Below are 13,466 nucleotides of genomic sequence, written 5' to 3'. Positions count from 1 at the left end.
CCGGCCAGCGCAAGGGATGAACGGGCGCCGGCCGCCGCAGCCGCTGGACCAGATGCGACGCCAGTCAGTTGCTGGCGTGAGCGGGGAGGCTGCGTTATAGACCGACGATCATTCGCCAGGGGCCACCGATGTCCTTCATTCCCGACACCACAACACTGATCCAGTTCGCCATCGCCACCATGATCCTGGCGATCACGCCGGGGCCGGATATGACGCTGTTCGTCTCGCGAACACTGAGCCAGGGCCGCGCCGCCGGCTTTGCCTCGCTGGCGGGTGCTCTGTTCGGAACGCTGATCCATACAACTTTGGTGGCGGTCGGCATCTCGGCGCTGATCGTCGCCTCGCCGATGGCCTTCCTGGTGCTGAAAATCTTCGGCGCCGTCTATCTGGTGTTCCTGGCCTGGCAGGCGATGACCAAGGGCTCGGCGTTTTCACCGCAGAAGAAGAATGGCCCGCAGATTTCGCTGTTCCGCAGCTGGGCCGCCGGACTCGGCGTCAATTTGCTCAACCCGAAGATCATCCTGTTCTTCATGACGTTTCTGCCGCAGTTCGTCTCGGCTCACGATCCGAACGCGCCGGGAAAACTGTTCTCCCTCGGCCTCATGTTCATCGTGCTGTCGATCCCTGTGACGGCGCCGATGGTGTTTGCCGCGGAAAGGTTTTCGGCGGCGATGAAGGCCAGCCCGCGCGTAACGCGGGTCGTCGACTATCTCTTTGCCGGTGTGTTTTCGGCCTTCGCGCTCAAGATCCTGACCGCTCAGGCGAAGTAGCGGCCTGCCACCAGCTTCCGGCCCAGCGGCCGGCGCTTAGCCAGTAGAAGATGCCGCCGACCATGCCGCAGCCGATCACCGCGGCGATGGCGCGCGGTTCGGTGACGTCGAAATCCACGTTCTGGTGGACGAAGCCGAGGAAGGCCGCGGCCACCAAGCCGCCCGCGAGTGCATAGAACAGCCAGTCGCGGCGGCTGAGGACCTCGGAGATCAGGATTGCGACCACCGCCGGTATGAAAGCGAAATAGGCGACAAACAGCGCCACGAACGGGATCGAAAAATACAGCGCCGCGGCCGCCGCTGGGTGCGCATCGTCCGGCATATAACCGACGGAAGCCAGGAACAGCACGTTGAGAAAGGCGCTCGCCGCCAATGAGGCGACGACATAGCCGAACAGGATGACAGCGAAACGGAGGATATAGGCGAAGAGGCGGCTCACGCCTCGCCATGCCCCGCAATCATCATGGCTTCCAGCGCCAGGCGGTCGACCTTGCGCATGCGTTCGGAGTCGGATTTGAGCTGCCCGCAGGCGGCCAGGATGTCGCGGCCGCGCGGCGTGCGGATCGGCGAGGCATAGCCGGCATTGTTGATGTAGTCGGCAAACTTCTCGATCGTCTCCCAGTCCGAGCACTGATAGTTGGTGCCCGGCCACGGGTTGAACGGGATCAGATTGATCTTGGCCGGAATGCCTTTGAGCAGCTTGATCAGCCCCTTGGCGTCCTCGATGGAATCGTTGACGTCCTTCAGCATCACATATTCGAAGGTGATGCGCTTGGCGTTGGACAGGCCGGGATAGGCGCGGCAGGCCTCGATCAGTTCCTTCAGCGGATACTTCTTGTTGATCGGCACAAGCAGGTCGCGCAGATCGTCATTGGTGGCGTGCAGCGAGATCGCCAGCATGACCCCTATCTCCTCGCCGGTGCGGAAGATCTCGGGCACCACGCCGGAGGTCGAGAGCGTAATGCGGCGCTTCGACAGCGACAGTCCGTCGCCGTCGGAGGCAATCAGCAGCGCCTTCTTCACCGCCTCGAAATTGTAGAGCGGCTCGCCCATGCCCATCATGACGACGTTGGAGACTTTTCTGCCCTCGGCAGGGACGATGGCGCCGTCGGGTGTGTCGCGGTCGGGGAAATCGCCGAGCCGGTCGCGGGCGGTGAGCAATTGCGCCAGGATCTCTTCCGCCGTCAAATTGCGCACCAGCTTCTGCGTGCCGGTGTGGCAGAACGAACAGGTCAGCGTGCAGCCGACCTGCGAGGAGATGCAGAGCGTGCCGCGGCCTTCTTCGGGGATGTAGACGGTCTCGATCTCGACGGGACGGCCGGCACCGCGCGGCGGAAAGCGGAACAGCCACTTGCGCGTGCCGTCGGAGGAAATCTGCTCCTCGACGATTTCGGGCCGGGCGACGGTAAAATGCTTGTCGAGTTCGGCGCGCAGATCCTTGGAGATGTTGAACATGCCGGCAAAATCGGAGACGCCGCGCACATACATCCAGTGCCAGAGCTGCTGGGCGCGCATTTTCGCCTGGCGCTCGGGCACGATGCCGGCACTGACAAGGGCTTCACCGAGCTCGGCCCGGGTCAGGCCGATCAGCGACGGCTTCTCGGGCGTGGCGCGAGCGCGCAACGCGTCGCGTGCGCCCTCAGTGGTGAGATCGAAGGAAAGGGTCATATCAGCGCCAATATAAGCGAATTGCGGCCGATTTCATCCATCGTGCCGAAAAGAAGCGCGGCGCATAGCACAGGTTGCGGCGAGAGTCATGCGGCGGGAACCGCGCTAGCCTACTTGCACTTGGCGATCGACGTCAGCGCGGCCGAGATGCCTTTCAGCGAAAACACATAGGTCGTCGGATTGCCGCGGCCAGACTTCGCCGAGACCTTCATGTCGGTGCCGGTCTTCATGGCGGCGATCAGCACCGGCTCTTCGGCGGCGTTCTCGACCCAGGCCGACTTGCCGCGGGTGAACATCGAGAACGTCTTCTTGTCGATGGTGACGGTGGCCTTGGAGCCTTCCTGGAATGTGTAGCCGGCGATGAATTGCGGCTCGTAGGACACTTGCTGGCCCGGCCGCTGGCTGACGAAGAAGAACATGTCGCCGTGATCGAGCGTCGGCGGCTGCTTGTCGGTCGGCACGGTGAGCACATAGCAGACCTTGCCGCCCTGCGCCTGGTAGCTGTAGGTGCCCCAGGCATTGTGCTGGCCGATCTTGGTCGCCTGCTGCGCCAGCGCCGGCGCGGCAAAAGCCACCAGGACCAGGCTCGAGACTAGTGCAATCAATCCGCGCATCGCTTTTCCCGTATTCCAAATGGTGCGGGGCAGGCCGGCTTGGCGTCCTGCCCGTCGCTTCATTTTGATTTAATCTGGGTTACCAAACGGTGAATTTCCCTCGGAAAAGGACATTCACCCATGGAAACCACCGCCATTTCCGCGCCGCTTCTTGAAAAAACGGCTTCGCAATGTCCCTGCGGCGACTTGGAGGCCACGAAAGCGGCAAGAGTTTGACTTTTCCAACGGCCGCAGCGGAACCCGAAGCCCAGCCGCTATCGTCCTGTTTGAGCGGAGGATTTCTTCTGAACCAAGTTGCCAACGCGACGCCGATTCAGCTCTTGTCGGCGATCGCCTCCTTGGCGGCCTTGCGGTGCGCAGGGGTGATATGGGCGCTTACCGTGGAGATCGCGGCGGTCAGCACGGCGATGTCGTCGGTGAAGCCGAGGCCGAAGACGAAATCGGGTATGACGTCGACCGGCAGCACGAAATAGCCAAGCGCTGCCAGCAATATGCCCTTGGCACGCAAAGGCGTCTTCCTGTCGAGCGCGCAATAATAGCCGGCGACGACCTCTTCCATGAACGGAATCTGCCGGGCGGCCTTCTTGGCCGTGCGCCAGAATTTGGCGCGCACTTCACTCTCGTCGCCGAGCTTGCTGCCGAAGCCGAAGAAATCAAAACCGGGCTGCTGCGCCATCAATCCTCTCCTTGCCGGCCGTCGCGCTACGCGTTGCGCGCGGCCGCCACGGAAAATGTGGTGAAAGTCCCGGTCCACTGCAAGAGGATGGCGCCGATTTGGCGTTGCCGCCCCAGCGTTCAGCCGCCAGCATACCCATTCATCTTCTTGGCCAGCGCGATGTCGAGCGCAGTGACACCACCGGCATCATGGGTGTTGAGCGTCACGTCGACAGTCTTGTAGACGTTCGACCAGTCGGGATGATGGTCCATCTTCTCGGCGGCCAGCGCGACGCGGGTCATGAAGGCGAAGGCTTCGGAAAAATTCTTGAAGTCGAAGCTGCGCTTGATGGAGGCGCCATCGGCTGCCTGCGACCAGCCGGGCAGTTCGGCCAGTGCGGCGGCGATGGCGTCCTTGCTGAGTTTCTCTCTCGTCATGATGATTTCCCGTGCTATCCCAGTTATTGACCCTCACCATAATGCAAGTCGCCCAAAAGTCCTTTGCGTTTTGGGCTTCCAAATGCACGAACGGCGCATATCGAATGAGCGTAAAGCCGATAAATTCCATACTCTTCGTCTGCCTCGGCAACATCTGCCGCTCACCCCTGGCCGAAGGCGTGTTTCGCGCCGTGCTGGCGGAACGCGGCCGCGACATGGTGCTGGACGATATCGTGCTGGACTCTGCGGCGACCGGCGGCTGGAACCTCGGCGAAGCGCCCGACCCGCGCTCGATCGCGATTGCGGCCCGCCACGGCATCGACATATCAGGGCAGCGGGCACGCAAGGTTAGGCCGGAGGATTTTTCGCGCTTCGACCTGATCCTCGGCATGGACCGGCAGAATGTCCGCGACCTCAAGGCGTTGGCGCCGGCCGGTGCGCGCGAACGTATTCATCTCTTGGCAGAGTTTGCGCAGGGCAAAACCCGCGACGTGCCGGATCCCTATTATGACGGGGCCGAAGCGTTCGCTTCGGTCTACCGCATGATCCGCGAAGCGTCGGAGGCGCTGGCGACGAGGTTGGTGGCGCGGGCGTCGACGCCGGAGAGCGGCCACGCCTCCTCGACAATGTAGGGACCGCCGCCGACCGAATCGCGCGACGACATCAGCACGAAGCGGCCGACGCGAAACGGCAGCGTCGAAAAATTGCCGCGCGCCGACAGGTACTGGGCGACGTCGAGCGGGCTCGAATTGCGCAAGCGTGCCAGCGTAACATGCGGGGTGAACTTGCGCGGGTCGGCGGGCAGGCCGAGCCGCTGGCAGATGCGGTCGATTTCGCCTTGCAGCGCCGAAAGGTCGGGCGAGGCGAAGACGCCGGCCCAGACGGCGTGCGGCTTCTTCTGGCCGAAAGCGCCAACTCCGGACAGGGTGAGCGAGAAGGATGGGCGGTGCACCCGGTCGAGTGCGTTGGCGATTTCGTCGGCGACATGGCCTTCGACGTCGCCGATGAAGCGCAGCGTCAGATGGTAGTTTTCGACATCGATCCAGCGGGCTCCGGGCAGGCCGCCCCTGAGCAGGGACAGCGAAAGAGCGGCGTCACGCGGTATTTCGAGGGCGGTGAAAAGACGCGGCATGGTGAGCCTCCCTTCCTCGAATCGAACTGTGCCCCTAGCGAATCATCGATAGTCAAACGGGGCAAGTGGTTTGTTGGTTGCAGGCATTTTTACGAACAGGCGACCCGGGCCTTCTGCAGCCCGGTCTTTTGTTTCAAAGTTCGCGCGAGGCGAACAGCGTCCTCTCTCTTGATGATAATGGCCATATGACCCTCCTTTTGGAGGCTATATGTCCTTTTTGGCCACACCGGTCAAAATGATCGCCGCGTGTTATTCTCGTCACGCCGGCGTTCAACCGCCACCCTGAACTGCCGCAATCGCCTTCTCCACGGCGGGCAGGATGCGCTCGACCATCGCTGCGACGCCCTTCGGATTGGGATGCAGGCCATCCTCCAACTGCAGGCCGGACTGCCCGGCGACGCCATCGAGAAAAAACGGATAGAGCGGCACATCGTATTTCGCGGCAAGCTTTGGATAGATCGCATCGAAGGCGTTCTGGTAGTCGGCGCCGAGATTGGGAGCGGCGCGCATGCCGGCCAAAAGCACCGCGATCTTGCGCGCTTTCAGCTTCGCCAGCATGTCGTCCAGGTTCTTTTCCGTGATGCTGGGCGAGACGCCGCGCAGCATGTCGTTGGCGCCGAGTTCGAGGATAACCAGCCTTGTCCCATCCGGTACCGACCAGTCAAGCCGTGCCAAGCCGCCGCTCGAGGTGTCGCCTGAAACGCCGGCGTTGGCTACGGTGACGTCATGGCCTTTGGCGCGCAGCGCAGCTTGCAATTTGTCGGTAAAGCCATCGCCAGGCCCGAGGCCGAAACCGGCCATCAGGCTGTCGCCGAAGCCGACGATGGTGAACGTCTCGGCGCGCACGGACGAAATGGCGCCGCAAAGGGTGACGAAAAGGACGAGCCCTGCGGCATTCAAGCGTTTGAAAGACATCTTGCGTTTGAAAGACATGTGGCAGGCCCCATATACCCGAGGAATTCTTCCGGCGGCGGCTTCCGGCAAGCAGAGCCTTCATCCTGATATAGGACGCTTTAATTGTGACAGAAGCCGTCATCGCGCTGAAAGACATATCCCTGACCCTGGGCCAAGGGGCTTCGTCCGTGCATGTGCTGAAAGGCGTCAGCCTTGACGTGACGCGCGGCGAGGCGACCGGCATTGTCGGCCCTTCGGGTTCCGGCAAGTCGACCTTGCTGATGGTGCTTGCCGGGCTGGAGCAGGTCGATTCGGGGACGGTGCGGATCGCCGGCGAATTGCTGAACGGCAAAAGTGAGGACGAGGTCGCATCGTTTCGGGGCCGAAACATCGGCATCGTCTTCCAGTCGTTCCATCTCATTCCCAACATGACGGCGCTCGAAAATGTCGCGGTGCCGCTGGAACTGGCCGGCCATGCCGATCCGTTCGGTGTCGCGGCGCGCGAGCTGGCAGCGGTGGGCTTGAGCGACCGCGTCACCCACTATCCGGGCGAGCTGTCCGGCGGCGAACAGCAGCGCGTGGCGATCGCCCGCGCGCTGGCGCCGTCGCCGCGCATTCTCATCGCCGACGAGCCGACCGGCAATCTCGACCAGGCGACGGGGCGGCAGGTTGCCGACCTTTTGTTCGCCAAGGCGGCCGAGCGCGGCATGACCCTGGTGCTGGTCACGCACGATCCGGCCCTTGCGGCGCGCTGCTCGCGCCAGGTGTCGATGCGCTCGGGCCGCATCGAGGATGCGCCGGTAGCGCAGGTCAAGGTGCCGGCCTGATGCCACTGTCGCAGACGCTGAAGCTCGCGTTCCGCTTCTCGCTGCGCGAGATGCGCGGCGGGTTGTCGGGTTTCCTGATCTTCCTTGCCTGCATTGCGCTCGGCGTCGCTGCAATCGGCGGGGTCAATTCGGTGGCGCAGGCGATCACCGCAGGCGTTGCCGACCAGGGCCAGACGCTGCTTGGCGGCGACTTGCGCTTCCAGCTTAACCAGCGCGATGCGACGCCAGCCGAAAGCACCTTCCTCGACCGCCTCGGCACTGTGTCGCACAGCGCCAATATGCGCTCGATGGCGCGGCTGGATGACGGCTCCGACCAGGCGCTGGTCGAGGCCAAGGCCGTCGACGACGCCTATCCGCTCTATGGCGCGATCGAGACCGCGCCGCGGCTTGGCAGAAAGGATTTGTTCGGCGAGAAATCAGGCGTCTTTGGCGCCGCCGCGCCCGACCTGTTGTTCGACCGGCTGAATGTGAAGATCGGTGACCGGCTGAAGGTCGGCAGCGCGACATTCGAATTGCGGGCCAGGCTGGTGAGCGAACCGGATGCGGTGTCGGACGGTTTCGGCTTCGCGCCGCGGCTGATGGTCTCGACCGCGGGGCTTGCCGCCTCTGGGCTGATCCAGCCAGGCAGCCTGGTCGAGAATGCCTACAAGGTTCGGCTGCCGGCCGGCGCCGGCGAGGCCGATCTCAAGACCATCCAGGATCGGGCGGCGAGCGATTTCCCTGAAGCCGGCTGGTCGATCCGCACGCGTTCCAATGCGGCGCCGGCGCTGTCGGCCAACATCGAGCGCTTCTCGCAATTCCTGACGCTGGTCGGGCTGACGGCGCTGGTCGTCGGTGGCGTCGGCGTTGCCAATGCGGTGCGCGCCTATCTCGACGGCAAGCGCGGCGTCATCGCCACCTTCAAGAGCCTTGGCGCCTCGGGCGGCTTCGTCTTCACCGTCTATCTCGTGCAGATCCTGATGATCGCCGGCCTCGGCATCGCGCTTGGCCTCATCCTCGGCGCCGCCATGCCGTTTGCTGCCAGCGCTGCGCTCCAGTCGGTCATTCCGGTGCCGGCTAAAGGCGGCTTCTATCCCGGTGCGCTGGCTCTTGCCGCGCTGTTCGGGCTGCTGGTGACGCTTGCCTTCGCGCTGTTGCCGCTCGGCCGCGCCCGCGATGTGCCGGCGACCGCTTTGTTTCGCGAAATGGGGTTCGAGGGCCGCGGCTTTCCACGCCTGCCCTATCTTGCCACGGCGGTCGGCATCGCGCTCGCTTTGGCGGCGCTCGCCATCCTGTTTTCCGGCGACCGGCGCATCGCCTTGATCTTCGTCGGCGCGACGGTCTTTGCCTTTCTGGTGTTGCGCCTGGTCGGTGCGCTGGTGCAGTGGGTGGCGCGCAAAAGCCCGCGTGTGCGCTCGGTCGCGCTCAGGCTCGCCATCGGCAACATCCACCGGCCCGGCGCGCTGACGCCGTCCGTCGTGCTGTCGCTGGGCCTCGGGCTGACGCTTTTGGTGACGCTGGCGCTGATCGACGGCAATCTCAGGCAGCAGATCTCCGGCAGTCTGCCGGAACGGGCGCCGAATTTCTTCTTCGTCGACATCCAGAATAGCGAGGTCGATGCCTTCTCGACACTGATCGGCAAAGAGGCGCCGAAGGGAACGCTGGTCAAGGTGCCGATGCTGCGCGGCCGGGTGATGGCGCTGAACGGCGTTAGTGTCGACAAGGCCAATGTGCCATCGGAAGGCGCATGGGTGCTGCGCGGCGATCGCGGCCTGACCTACGACGCCAAACAGCCGGCCAATGCGACATTGACCGAGGGCAGCTGGTGGCCGGAGAACTACAGCGGCGAACCGCTGGTCTCGTTCTCCAACGATGAAGGCAAGGCGCTCGGCCTGAAGCTCGGCGATACCGTCACCGTCAATGTGCTCGGACGCAATGTAGCGGCCAGGATCGCCAATTTCCGAGAGGTGCAATGGGAGACGATGGGCATCAATTTCGTCATGGTGTTCTCGCCCAGCACCTTTGCCGGCGCCCCGCATGGCTGGCTGGCGACGCTGACCGAAAAGGATGCCACGGCAGCAGAGGATGCCCGCCTGCTCAACGCCGTCACCCGCGCCTTCCCGGCGGTGACGACAGTTCGGGTCAAGGACGCGCTCGACGTCGTCAACCGGCTGGTCGGCCAGCTCGGCACGGCGATCCGGGCCGCGGCCGGCGTGGCGATGATCGCTTCGGTTCTGGTGCTGGCCGGCGCGCTCGCCGCGGGAAATCGCGCCCGCATCCACGATGCCGTGGTGCTGAAGACGTTGGGCGCCACGAGGCGCACGCTGATCGCGGCGTTTTCGCTGGAATACATGCTGATCGGCCTGGCCACCGCGGTGTTTGCGTTGGCTGCCGGCGGCATCGCCGCCTGGTACATCGTTGCCCGCATCATGACGTTGCCGTCGCATTTCATGCCGGAGGTGGCAGTGGCGACCTTGGTGTTTGCGCTGGTGATCACGGTCGGCATCGGCCTTGCCGGCACCTGGCGGGTGCTCGGGCACAAGGCGGCGCCGGTGCTGCGCGACCTCTAGGCCCAAAACGGCAAGGTTGGCCGAATCTGCCGTTTCCGATTAAATCTTGGTAATGTGCAGTCATGGAAGCCCAAGAAAACCGGCTTCCGGAGATTCACCAAGCGTTGCAGCCCGTTACGGTCTTGTTCTTGACGTCAAGAACCATCATATTTCGCCACAGGCATGCTGGAGCCCCGCCAGCGGCGCCCAGGTCCGAAAGGGCCTGACACCGTACGGGGCAGAAGCAACAGAGGATTCCAATGGCTGAGCCCATTCGCAACTACCAGACTTCGGCCGTGCCGGGCGCGCGCGCCGACATCGACCAAGGCCTGCGCACTTACATGCTCAAGGTCTACAATTTGATGGGGCTTGGCCTCCTCATCACCGGCGTCGCCGCCTGGGGCGCTTTCCAGCTCGCCGTCACCGGCGACGGACAGCTGACCGCTTTCGGCACGCTGATCTATGCCAGCGCCTTCCGCTGGGTGGTCATCCTGGCTCCGCTCGCCGCCGTCTTCTTCCTGTCGTTCAGGATCCAGTCGATGAGCGTGGCCGCGGCGCAAACCACCTTCTGGGTCTATTCGGGCCTGGTCGGCCTGTCGCTGTCGACCATCTTCCTGGTCTACACCGGCGCCTCGATCACTCAGACCTTCTTTGCCACGGCGGCCGCCTTCGGCGCGCTGTCGCTCTACGGCTACACGACCAAGCGCGACCTTTCGGCGTTCGGCTCGTTCCTGGTCATGGGCGTGGTCGGCCTGGTGATCGCCATGCTGATCAACATCTTCCTGCAATCGTCGGCGCTCGGCTTCGCCATCTCGGCGATCGGCGTGCTGATCTTCGCCGGGCTCACCGCCTATGACACGCAGACCATCAAGGAAATGTACTACGAAGGCGATCAGGCCGACGTTGCCGGCCGCAAGGCGATCATGGGCGCGTTGAGGCTATATCTCGACTTCATCAACCTGTTCATGTTCCTGCTGCAGTTCATGGGCGATCGCCGCTAGGCGGTCTTCCCATCAGGCAACTGGACCAGCTGATATCAAGAGGGCGGCCAACGGCCGCCCTTTTCTTTTGTGCCGGCCTTTGCTGTCATGGAGGCAGATGAATCGTCTGCATAAATCATGAGCACTATTTCCATCCGCGCGGCCTTGGAAGGCGACCTCGGCCGAATCACCGAGATCTACGGCGATGCCGTGACGCATGGCACCGCGAGCTATGAGCTGGAGCCGCCCAGCCGCACTGAGATGGGTGGGCGCTTCGACAGCCTGACGGCGGGGGGCTTTCCCTATCTGGTGGCGGAACGAGATGGCGCGCTGCTCGGCTACGCCTATGCCGGCGCGTTCCGGCCGCGCCCGGCCTACCGCTTCATCGTAGAGGATTCCGTCTATGTCGCGCCTGATGCGAAGGGCCAGGGCGTCGGGCTGCTGCTGATGCAGGCGCTGATTGAAGCCTGCCGTATGGCGGGCTTTCGCCAGATCGTCGCGGTGATCGGCGACGGCCATGCAGACAGCGCCTCGGTGCGGCTGCATGAAAAGCTCGGCTTTCGCCATTCCGGTCGCCTGGAAGGCTCCGGCTACAAGCATGGGCGCTGGCTTGACACGGTGTTCATGCAGCTGTCGCTGAATGGCGGCGTAACGGTTCCGCCCGATCCGCATTCGCTGCCGGAGCGGAAGTTTCGTGAGAGCCTGAGGAGGGGAATTGAGGAGAACTGAAGAGAACTGAAGAATTGAGGATCCGAATAGCTGAGAACAAACCCGGCGGTATTTCGACCGTTACATCCTCTTTTTTCAACTTCAGCTCTTCAATTCCCCAATTTTCAATTAGGCCTGGACAATCTTCAGCTTAGCATCGAAGACGTTGAGCACGCGACCGAGTTCCTGGCCGCGCTTGAGGATTCGGCCGCCGGCGGCGATGACGGCGAAGGCGCCTTGCCGGCGCGCCAGTTTCGGATCCTTGACGATCTGGAACAGCGGCACTTCGCTGGCCCGGCGGAAGACTGAAAACACAGCCCGATCAGACAGATGATCGATGGCATAGTCGCGCCATTCGTTGGCGGCGACCATGCGTCCGTACAGCCTCAGGATCTCGTCGAGTTCACGCCGGTCGAAACGGACCGGCTGGTCGAGGCGTTCGCGTCGCGCCTCGTGCAGCGGGATCAATATTGCGGATGCGTCCCCATCCTCCGTCCCACCGCTGCGATCGGTCATCCCGCGATCCCTTTGAAAATGAATCTCGCTTGCAGAAGTTGGCGTGTTCGCCGTGGAATTGCAAGGCCCGGCTAACCATCCCGGGACCGCGCTGTTTTCGCAACGTCCAGTCACTTTTATAAAACGCGGTGTTTGAATTGGTGATGCCTCGCCACATTTCCGCCTTTTTTTATCCGCGCTCATGCCCCAATGTCCGACGAATTTACCGGCGTTGCCTGAGACGGTTCGGTCCGGCACCGGCTCGTAAACCCCAAGCCCCCCGCCCACGGGTCTGCGTCGGATCGAACCAACCTCGGACTTTCCTCAGGGAGAGACCGGGTGCGACGATCCCAAAACCTAAATGACCGACGTCAGAAGCAAGCTGACGTCGGTTTTTTTGTTTTTGGCTGCTTGAAGAATTTGCCGGAGGCTGCGGTGCCCAGTTTGCGGGCGCATCCCCTCACCCGGATTGCCAGCCGAATTGCAACAGCAATTCGGGCCAATCCGACCTCCCCCGAGCGGAGAGGAGTTCGCGCCAGCGCTGATTCAGCCCCTTCTCCCCTCGGGGAGAAGGTGGCCGAGAGCGGCCGGATGAGGGGGCCTCTTAAGGCTTGTGAATAAACGCCGCGCCCAGAATAGGCCCTGGCAGGCCGTCCTTGCCGACCGATTGCAGCAGCACGGCGCAGCCGCCTTTCTTGGCGATCTCGGTCATCGGCAATTCGTAGCGCTGCGCCTTGCCGTGCCACATGCCGGCGGTCTGGATGCCGGTGACGGCGTTCCAGTAGGTCATGCTGCGGCCGGTGTTCTCGCCCTTGGCGACGGTCACCGTCTGCGGTGGTTCGAAATAGACGATGACGACATGGGCGTCGCTGGGGCCGCTACCGGCGTCGCCGGCATCGATCATGACGCGATCGCTGGTGCGGCTGACCTTGACGCTGACCCGCATGCCTTCACCGGATTTCTCCATGCGGGCAAGCGCGCCGTCGACCTCCTTGCGGCTGGCGCCGTTGACATGGCTGCGACCATTGATGACGGCTTGCGGCGTGTAGACGGAGCGGGTGCCGAAGGCGCGCATATAGTCATATTGCCGGTCGGTATTGTCCTTGCTGCTCAGCGTGTCCTGCCAGCCGAGATAGTCCCAGTAATTGACGTGGTAGGCGAGCGCGACGACGTTGTCCTTGGCCGCCAGCTCGGCAAAGAAAGCGTCCGCCGGCGGGCAGGAATTGCAGCCCTGGCTGGTGAACAGCTCGACCACGCCCAAGGGCCTGTCAATCTGCGGTTTGTCGGTCTGGGTCGTTCCCGATTCCTCGGCGAACCCGGTCCCGGCAAGCGCCGAGAAGGCCAGCGCAAAAGCCGCAAGCCGGAGAGGGTGTCGAGGTGCCATGATCGTTCCGATTCCCGCCGGTGACGCCGGCCTTGTTCTGGTTGCCCAGATTTGTGGCAGAAGCGACAGTCAACGGGAAGTCACGTTGCGGTGAAATTTTTGCTGCCGCAACCATGGGTATGGCCATCACAGGGGGAGCACTTCACCGCCCGGTTCGATCGGGAGCATGGCATCAGGAGCGTGGGGCAGATCTTGCTGAGCCCAGCCGGTTTTTACTCCTGTCGTACAGGGCGGGGCTTCGATCGGGTCGGGCAATGCTTTGGAAAGACTGGGAGTAGGGAGTAGGGAGTAGGGAGTAGGGAGTAGGGAGTAGGGAGTAGGCAGTAGTGAGTATTGAGTATGGAGTAGGTGGTAGTGTGAATAGTGTAGCTGGT

Annotated in this window: 15 protein-coding genes; 6 read left to right on the top strand and 9 right to left on the bottom strand. The window is 63.1% G+C overall.

Going from position 1 to position 13,466, the window contains the following annotated elements; translation table 11 throughout:
• Positions 1-128 precede the first annotated feature (128 nt).
• Positions 129-770, top strand: a complete 642-nt coding sequence (locus NKJ75_RS31775) for a LysE family translocator (protein ID WP_023671715.1) — start codon at positions 129-131, stop codon at positions 768-770.
• Here the strand turns inward: NKJ75_RS31775 and NKJ75_RS31770 are convergent.
• From NKJ75_RS31770 to NKJ75_RS31750, 5 genes are all read right to left on the bottom strand, one after another.
• On the bottom strand, positions 742-1,209 hold the full coding sequence (locus NKJ75_RS31770) for a hypothetical protein (protein ID WP_023694539.1): 468 nt from the start codon (positions 1,207-1,209) through the stop codon (positions 742-744). The two genes, NKJ75_RS31775 and NKJ75_RS31770, sit on opposite strands and share 29 nt — an antisense overlap.
• Complete coding sequence (rlmN, locus tag NKJ75_RS31765; RefSeq protein ID WP_023710246.1) at positions 1,206-2,438, bottom strand: dual-specificity RNA methyltransferase RlmN; 1,233 nt, start codon at positions 2,436-2,438, stop codon at positions 1,206-1,208. Before rlmN ends, NKJ75_RS31770 begins: the two co-directional genes overlap by 4 nt.
• Before the next feature lie 110 nt (positions 2,439-2,548).
• Complete coding sequence (locus tag NKJ75_RS31760; RefSeq protein WP_023671718.1) at positions 2,549-3,052, bottom strand: invasion associated locus B family protein; 504 nt, start codon at positions 3,050-3,052, stop codon at positions 2,549-2,551.
• 313 nt (positions 3,053-3,365) lie between these two features.
• Positions 3,366-3,728: a YkvA family protein gene (locus NKJ75_RS31755; protein ID WP_023671719.1), complete on the bottom strand. Its 363-nt coding sequence runs from the start codon at positions 3,726-3,728 to the stop codon at positions 3,366-3,368.
• A gap of 119 nt (positions 3,729-3,847) precedes the next feature.
• Positions 3,848-4,144, bottom strand: a complete 297-nt coding sequence (locus NKJ75_RS31750) for a 4a-hydroxytetrahydrobiopterin dehydratase (protein ID WP_023745436.1) — start codon at positions 4,142-4,144, stop codon at positions 3,848-3,850.
• Positions 4,145-4,248: 104 nt separating this feature from the next.
• Between NKJ75_RS31750 and NKJ75_RS31745 the strand changes: the two genes are divergently transcribed.
• Complete coding sequence (locus tag NKJ75_RS31745) at positions 4,249-4,776, top strand: low molecular weight protein-tyrosine-phosphatase (RefSeq protein ID WP_081726171.1); 528 nt, start codon at positions 4,249-4,251, stop codon at positions 4,774-4,776.
• Here NKJ75_RS31745 and thpR read toward each other — a convergent pair.
• The gene (gene thpR, locus NKJ75_RS31740) at positions 4,680-5,276 is read right to left on the bottom strand and encodes an RNA 2',3'-cyclic phosphodiesterase (RefSeq protein ID WP_023683839.1); all 597 of its coding nucleotides are present in this window, start codon (positions 5,274-5,276) and stop codon (positions 4,680-4,682) included. The two genes, NKJ75_RS31745 and thpR, sit on opposite strands and share 97 nt — an antisense overlap.
• Before the next feature lie 270 nt (positions 5,277-5,546).
• On the bottom strand, positions 5,547-6,191 hold the full coding sequence (locus NKJ75_RS31735) for an arylesterase (protein ID WP_023745434.1): 645 nt from the start codon (positions 6,189-6,191) through the stop codon (positions 5,547-5,549).
• 104 nt (positions 6,192-6,295) lie between these two features.
• On the opposite strand from NKJ75_RS31735, the gene NKJ75_RS31730 reads away from it, so the two are divergent.
• The 4 genes from NKJ75_RS31730 (at position 6,296) to NKJ75_RS31715 (ending at position 11,234) form a co-directional block, all read left to right on the top strand.
• The gene (locus NKJ75_RS31730; protein WP_023745433.1) at positions 6,296-6,997 is read left to right on the top strand and encodes an ABC transporter ATP-binding protein; all 702 of its coding nucleotides are present in this window, start codon (positions 6,296-6,298) and stop codon (positions 6,995-6,997) included.
• A complete protein-coding gene (locus NKJ75_RS31725) occupies positions 6,997-9,546 on the top strand; it encodes an ABC transporter permease (protein WP_023745432.1) in 2,550 nt (849 codons plus the stop codon). The genes NKJ75_RS31730 and NKJ75_RS31725 overlap by 1 nt, the downstream gene beginning before the upstream one ends.
• Positions 9,547-9,785: 239 nt before the next feature.
• Positions 9,786-10,526: a Bax inhibitor-1/YccA family protein gene (locus NKJ75_RS31720; RefSeq protein WP_023671726.1), complete on the top strand. Its 741-nt coding sequence runs from the start codon at positions 9,786-9,788 to the stop codon at positions 10,524-10,526.
• A 117-nt stretch (positions 10,527-10,643) separates the two neighbouring features.
• Positions 10,644-11,234, top strand: coding sequence for a GNAT family N-acetyltransferase (locus tag NKJ75_RS31715; protein ID WP_023671727.1), 591 nt, complete (start codon positions 10,644-10,646; stop codon positions 11,232-11,234).
• 108 nt (positions 11,235-11,342) lie between these two features.
• Here NKJ75_RS31715 and NKJ75_RS31710 read toward each other — a convergent pair whose 3' ends face one another.
• Together NKJ75_RS31710 and NKJ75_RS31705 are read right to left on the bottom strand one after the other, a co-directional pair.
• Entirely contained in the window at positions 11,343-11,729 is a 387-nt protein-coding gene (locus NKJ75_RS31710; RefSeq protein ID WP_023683844.1) for a DUF2794 domain-containing protein, read from the bottom strand.
• A gap of 583 nt (positions 11,730-12,312) precedes the next feature.
• Positions 12,313-13,092: a DUF1223 domain-containing protein gene (locus tag NKJ75_RS31705; RefSeq protein WP_023834704.1), complete on the bottom strand. Its 780-nt coding sequence runs from the start codon at positions 13,090-13,092 to the stop codon at positions 12,313-12,315.
• Positions 13,093-13,466: the final 374 nt, after the last annotated feature.

This window comes from Mesorhizobium sp. M0058 (assembly GCF_040323095.1).
In the GTDB taxonomy this organism is placed as follows: domain Bacteria; phylum Pseudomonadota; class Alphaproteobacteria; order Rhizobiales; family Rhizobiaceae; genus Mesorhizobium.
This window is presented reverse-complemented; position numbering and strand designations above follow the sequence as displayed.

Bases quoted from the DNA above. Each gene is read 5' to 3' on its own strand.
- NKJ75_RS31775 (WP_023671715.1), top strand. From the start codon at position 129: ATGTCCTTCATTCCCGACACCACAACACTGATCCAGTTCGCCATCGCC.
- rlmN (WP_023710246.1), bottom strand. From the start codon at position 2,438: ATGACCCTTTCCTTCGATCTCACCACTGAGGGCGCACGCGACGCGTTG.
- NKJ75_RS31760 (WP_023671718.1), bottom strand. From the start codon at position 3,052: ATGCGCGGATTGATTGCACTAGTCTCGAGCCTGGTCCTGGTGGCTTTT.
- NKJ75_RS31755 (WP_023671719.1), bottom strand. From the start codon at position 3,728: ATGGCGCAGCAGCCCGGTTTTGATTTCTTCGGCTTCGGCAGCAAGCTC.
- NKJ75_RS31750 (WP_023745436.1), bottom strand. From the start codon at position 4,144: ATGACGAGAGAGAAACTCAGCAAGGACGCCATCGCCGCCGCACTGGCC.
- NKJ75_RS31745 (WP_081726171.1), top strand. From the start codon at position 4,249: ATGAGCGTAAAGCCGATAAATTCCATACTCTTCGTCTGCCTCGGCAAC.
- thpR (WP_023683839.1), bottom strand. From the start codon at position 5,276: ATGCCGCGTCTTTTCACCGCCCTCGAAATACCGCGTGACGCCGCTCTT.
- NKJ75_RS31735 (WP_023745434.1), bottom strand. From the start codon at position 6,191: ATGTCTTTCAAACGCTTGAATGCCGCAGGGCTCGTCCTTTTCGTCACC.
- NKJ75_RS31725 (WP_023745432.1), top strand. From the start codon at position 6,997: ATGCCACTGTCGCAGACGCTGAAGCTCGCGTTCCGCTTCTCGCTGCGC.
- NKJ75_RS31720 (WP_023671726.1), top strand. From the start codon at position 9,786: ATGGCTGAGCCCATTCGCAACTACCAGACTTCGGCCGTGCCGGGCGCG.
- NKJ75_RS31715 (WP_023671727.1), top strand. From the start codon at position 10,644: ATGAGCACTATTTCCATCCGCGCGGCCTTGGAAGGCGACCTCGGCCGA.
- NKJ75_RS31710 (WP_023683844.1), bottom strand. From the start codon at position 11,729: ATGACCGATCGCAGCGGTGGGACGGAGGATGGGGACGCATCCGCAATA.
- NKJ75_RS31705 (WP_023834704.1), bottom strand. From the start codon at position 13,092: ATGGCACCTCGACACCCTCTCCGGCTTGCGGCTTTTGCGCTGGCCTTC.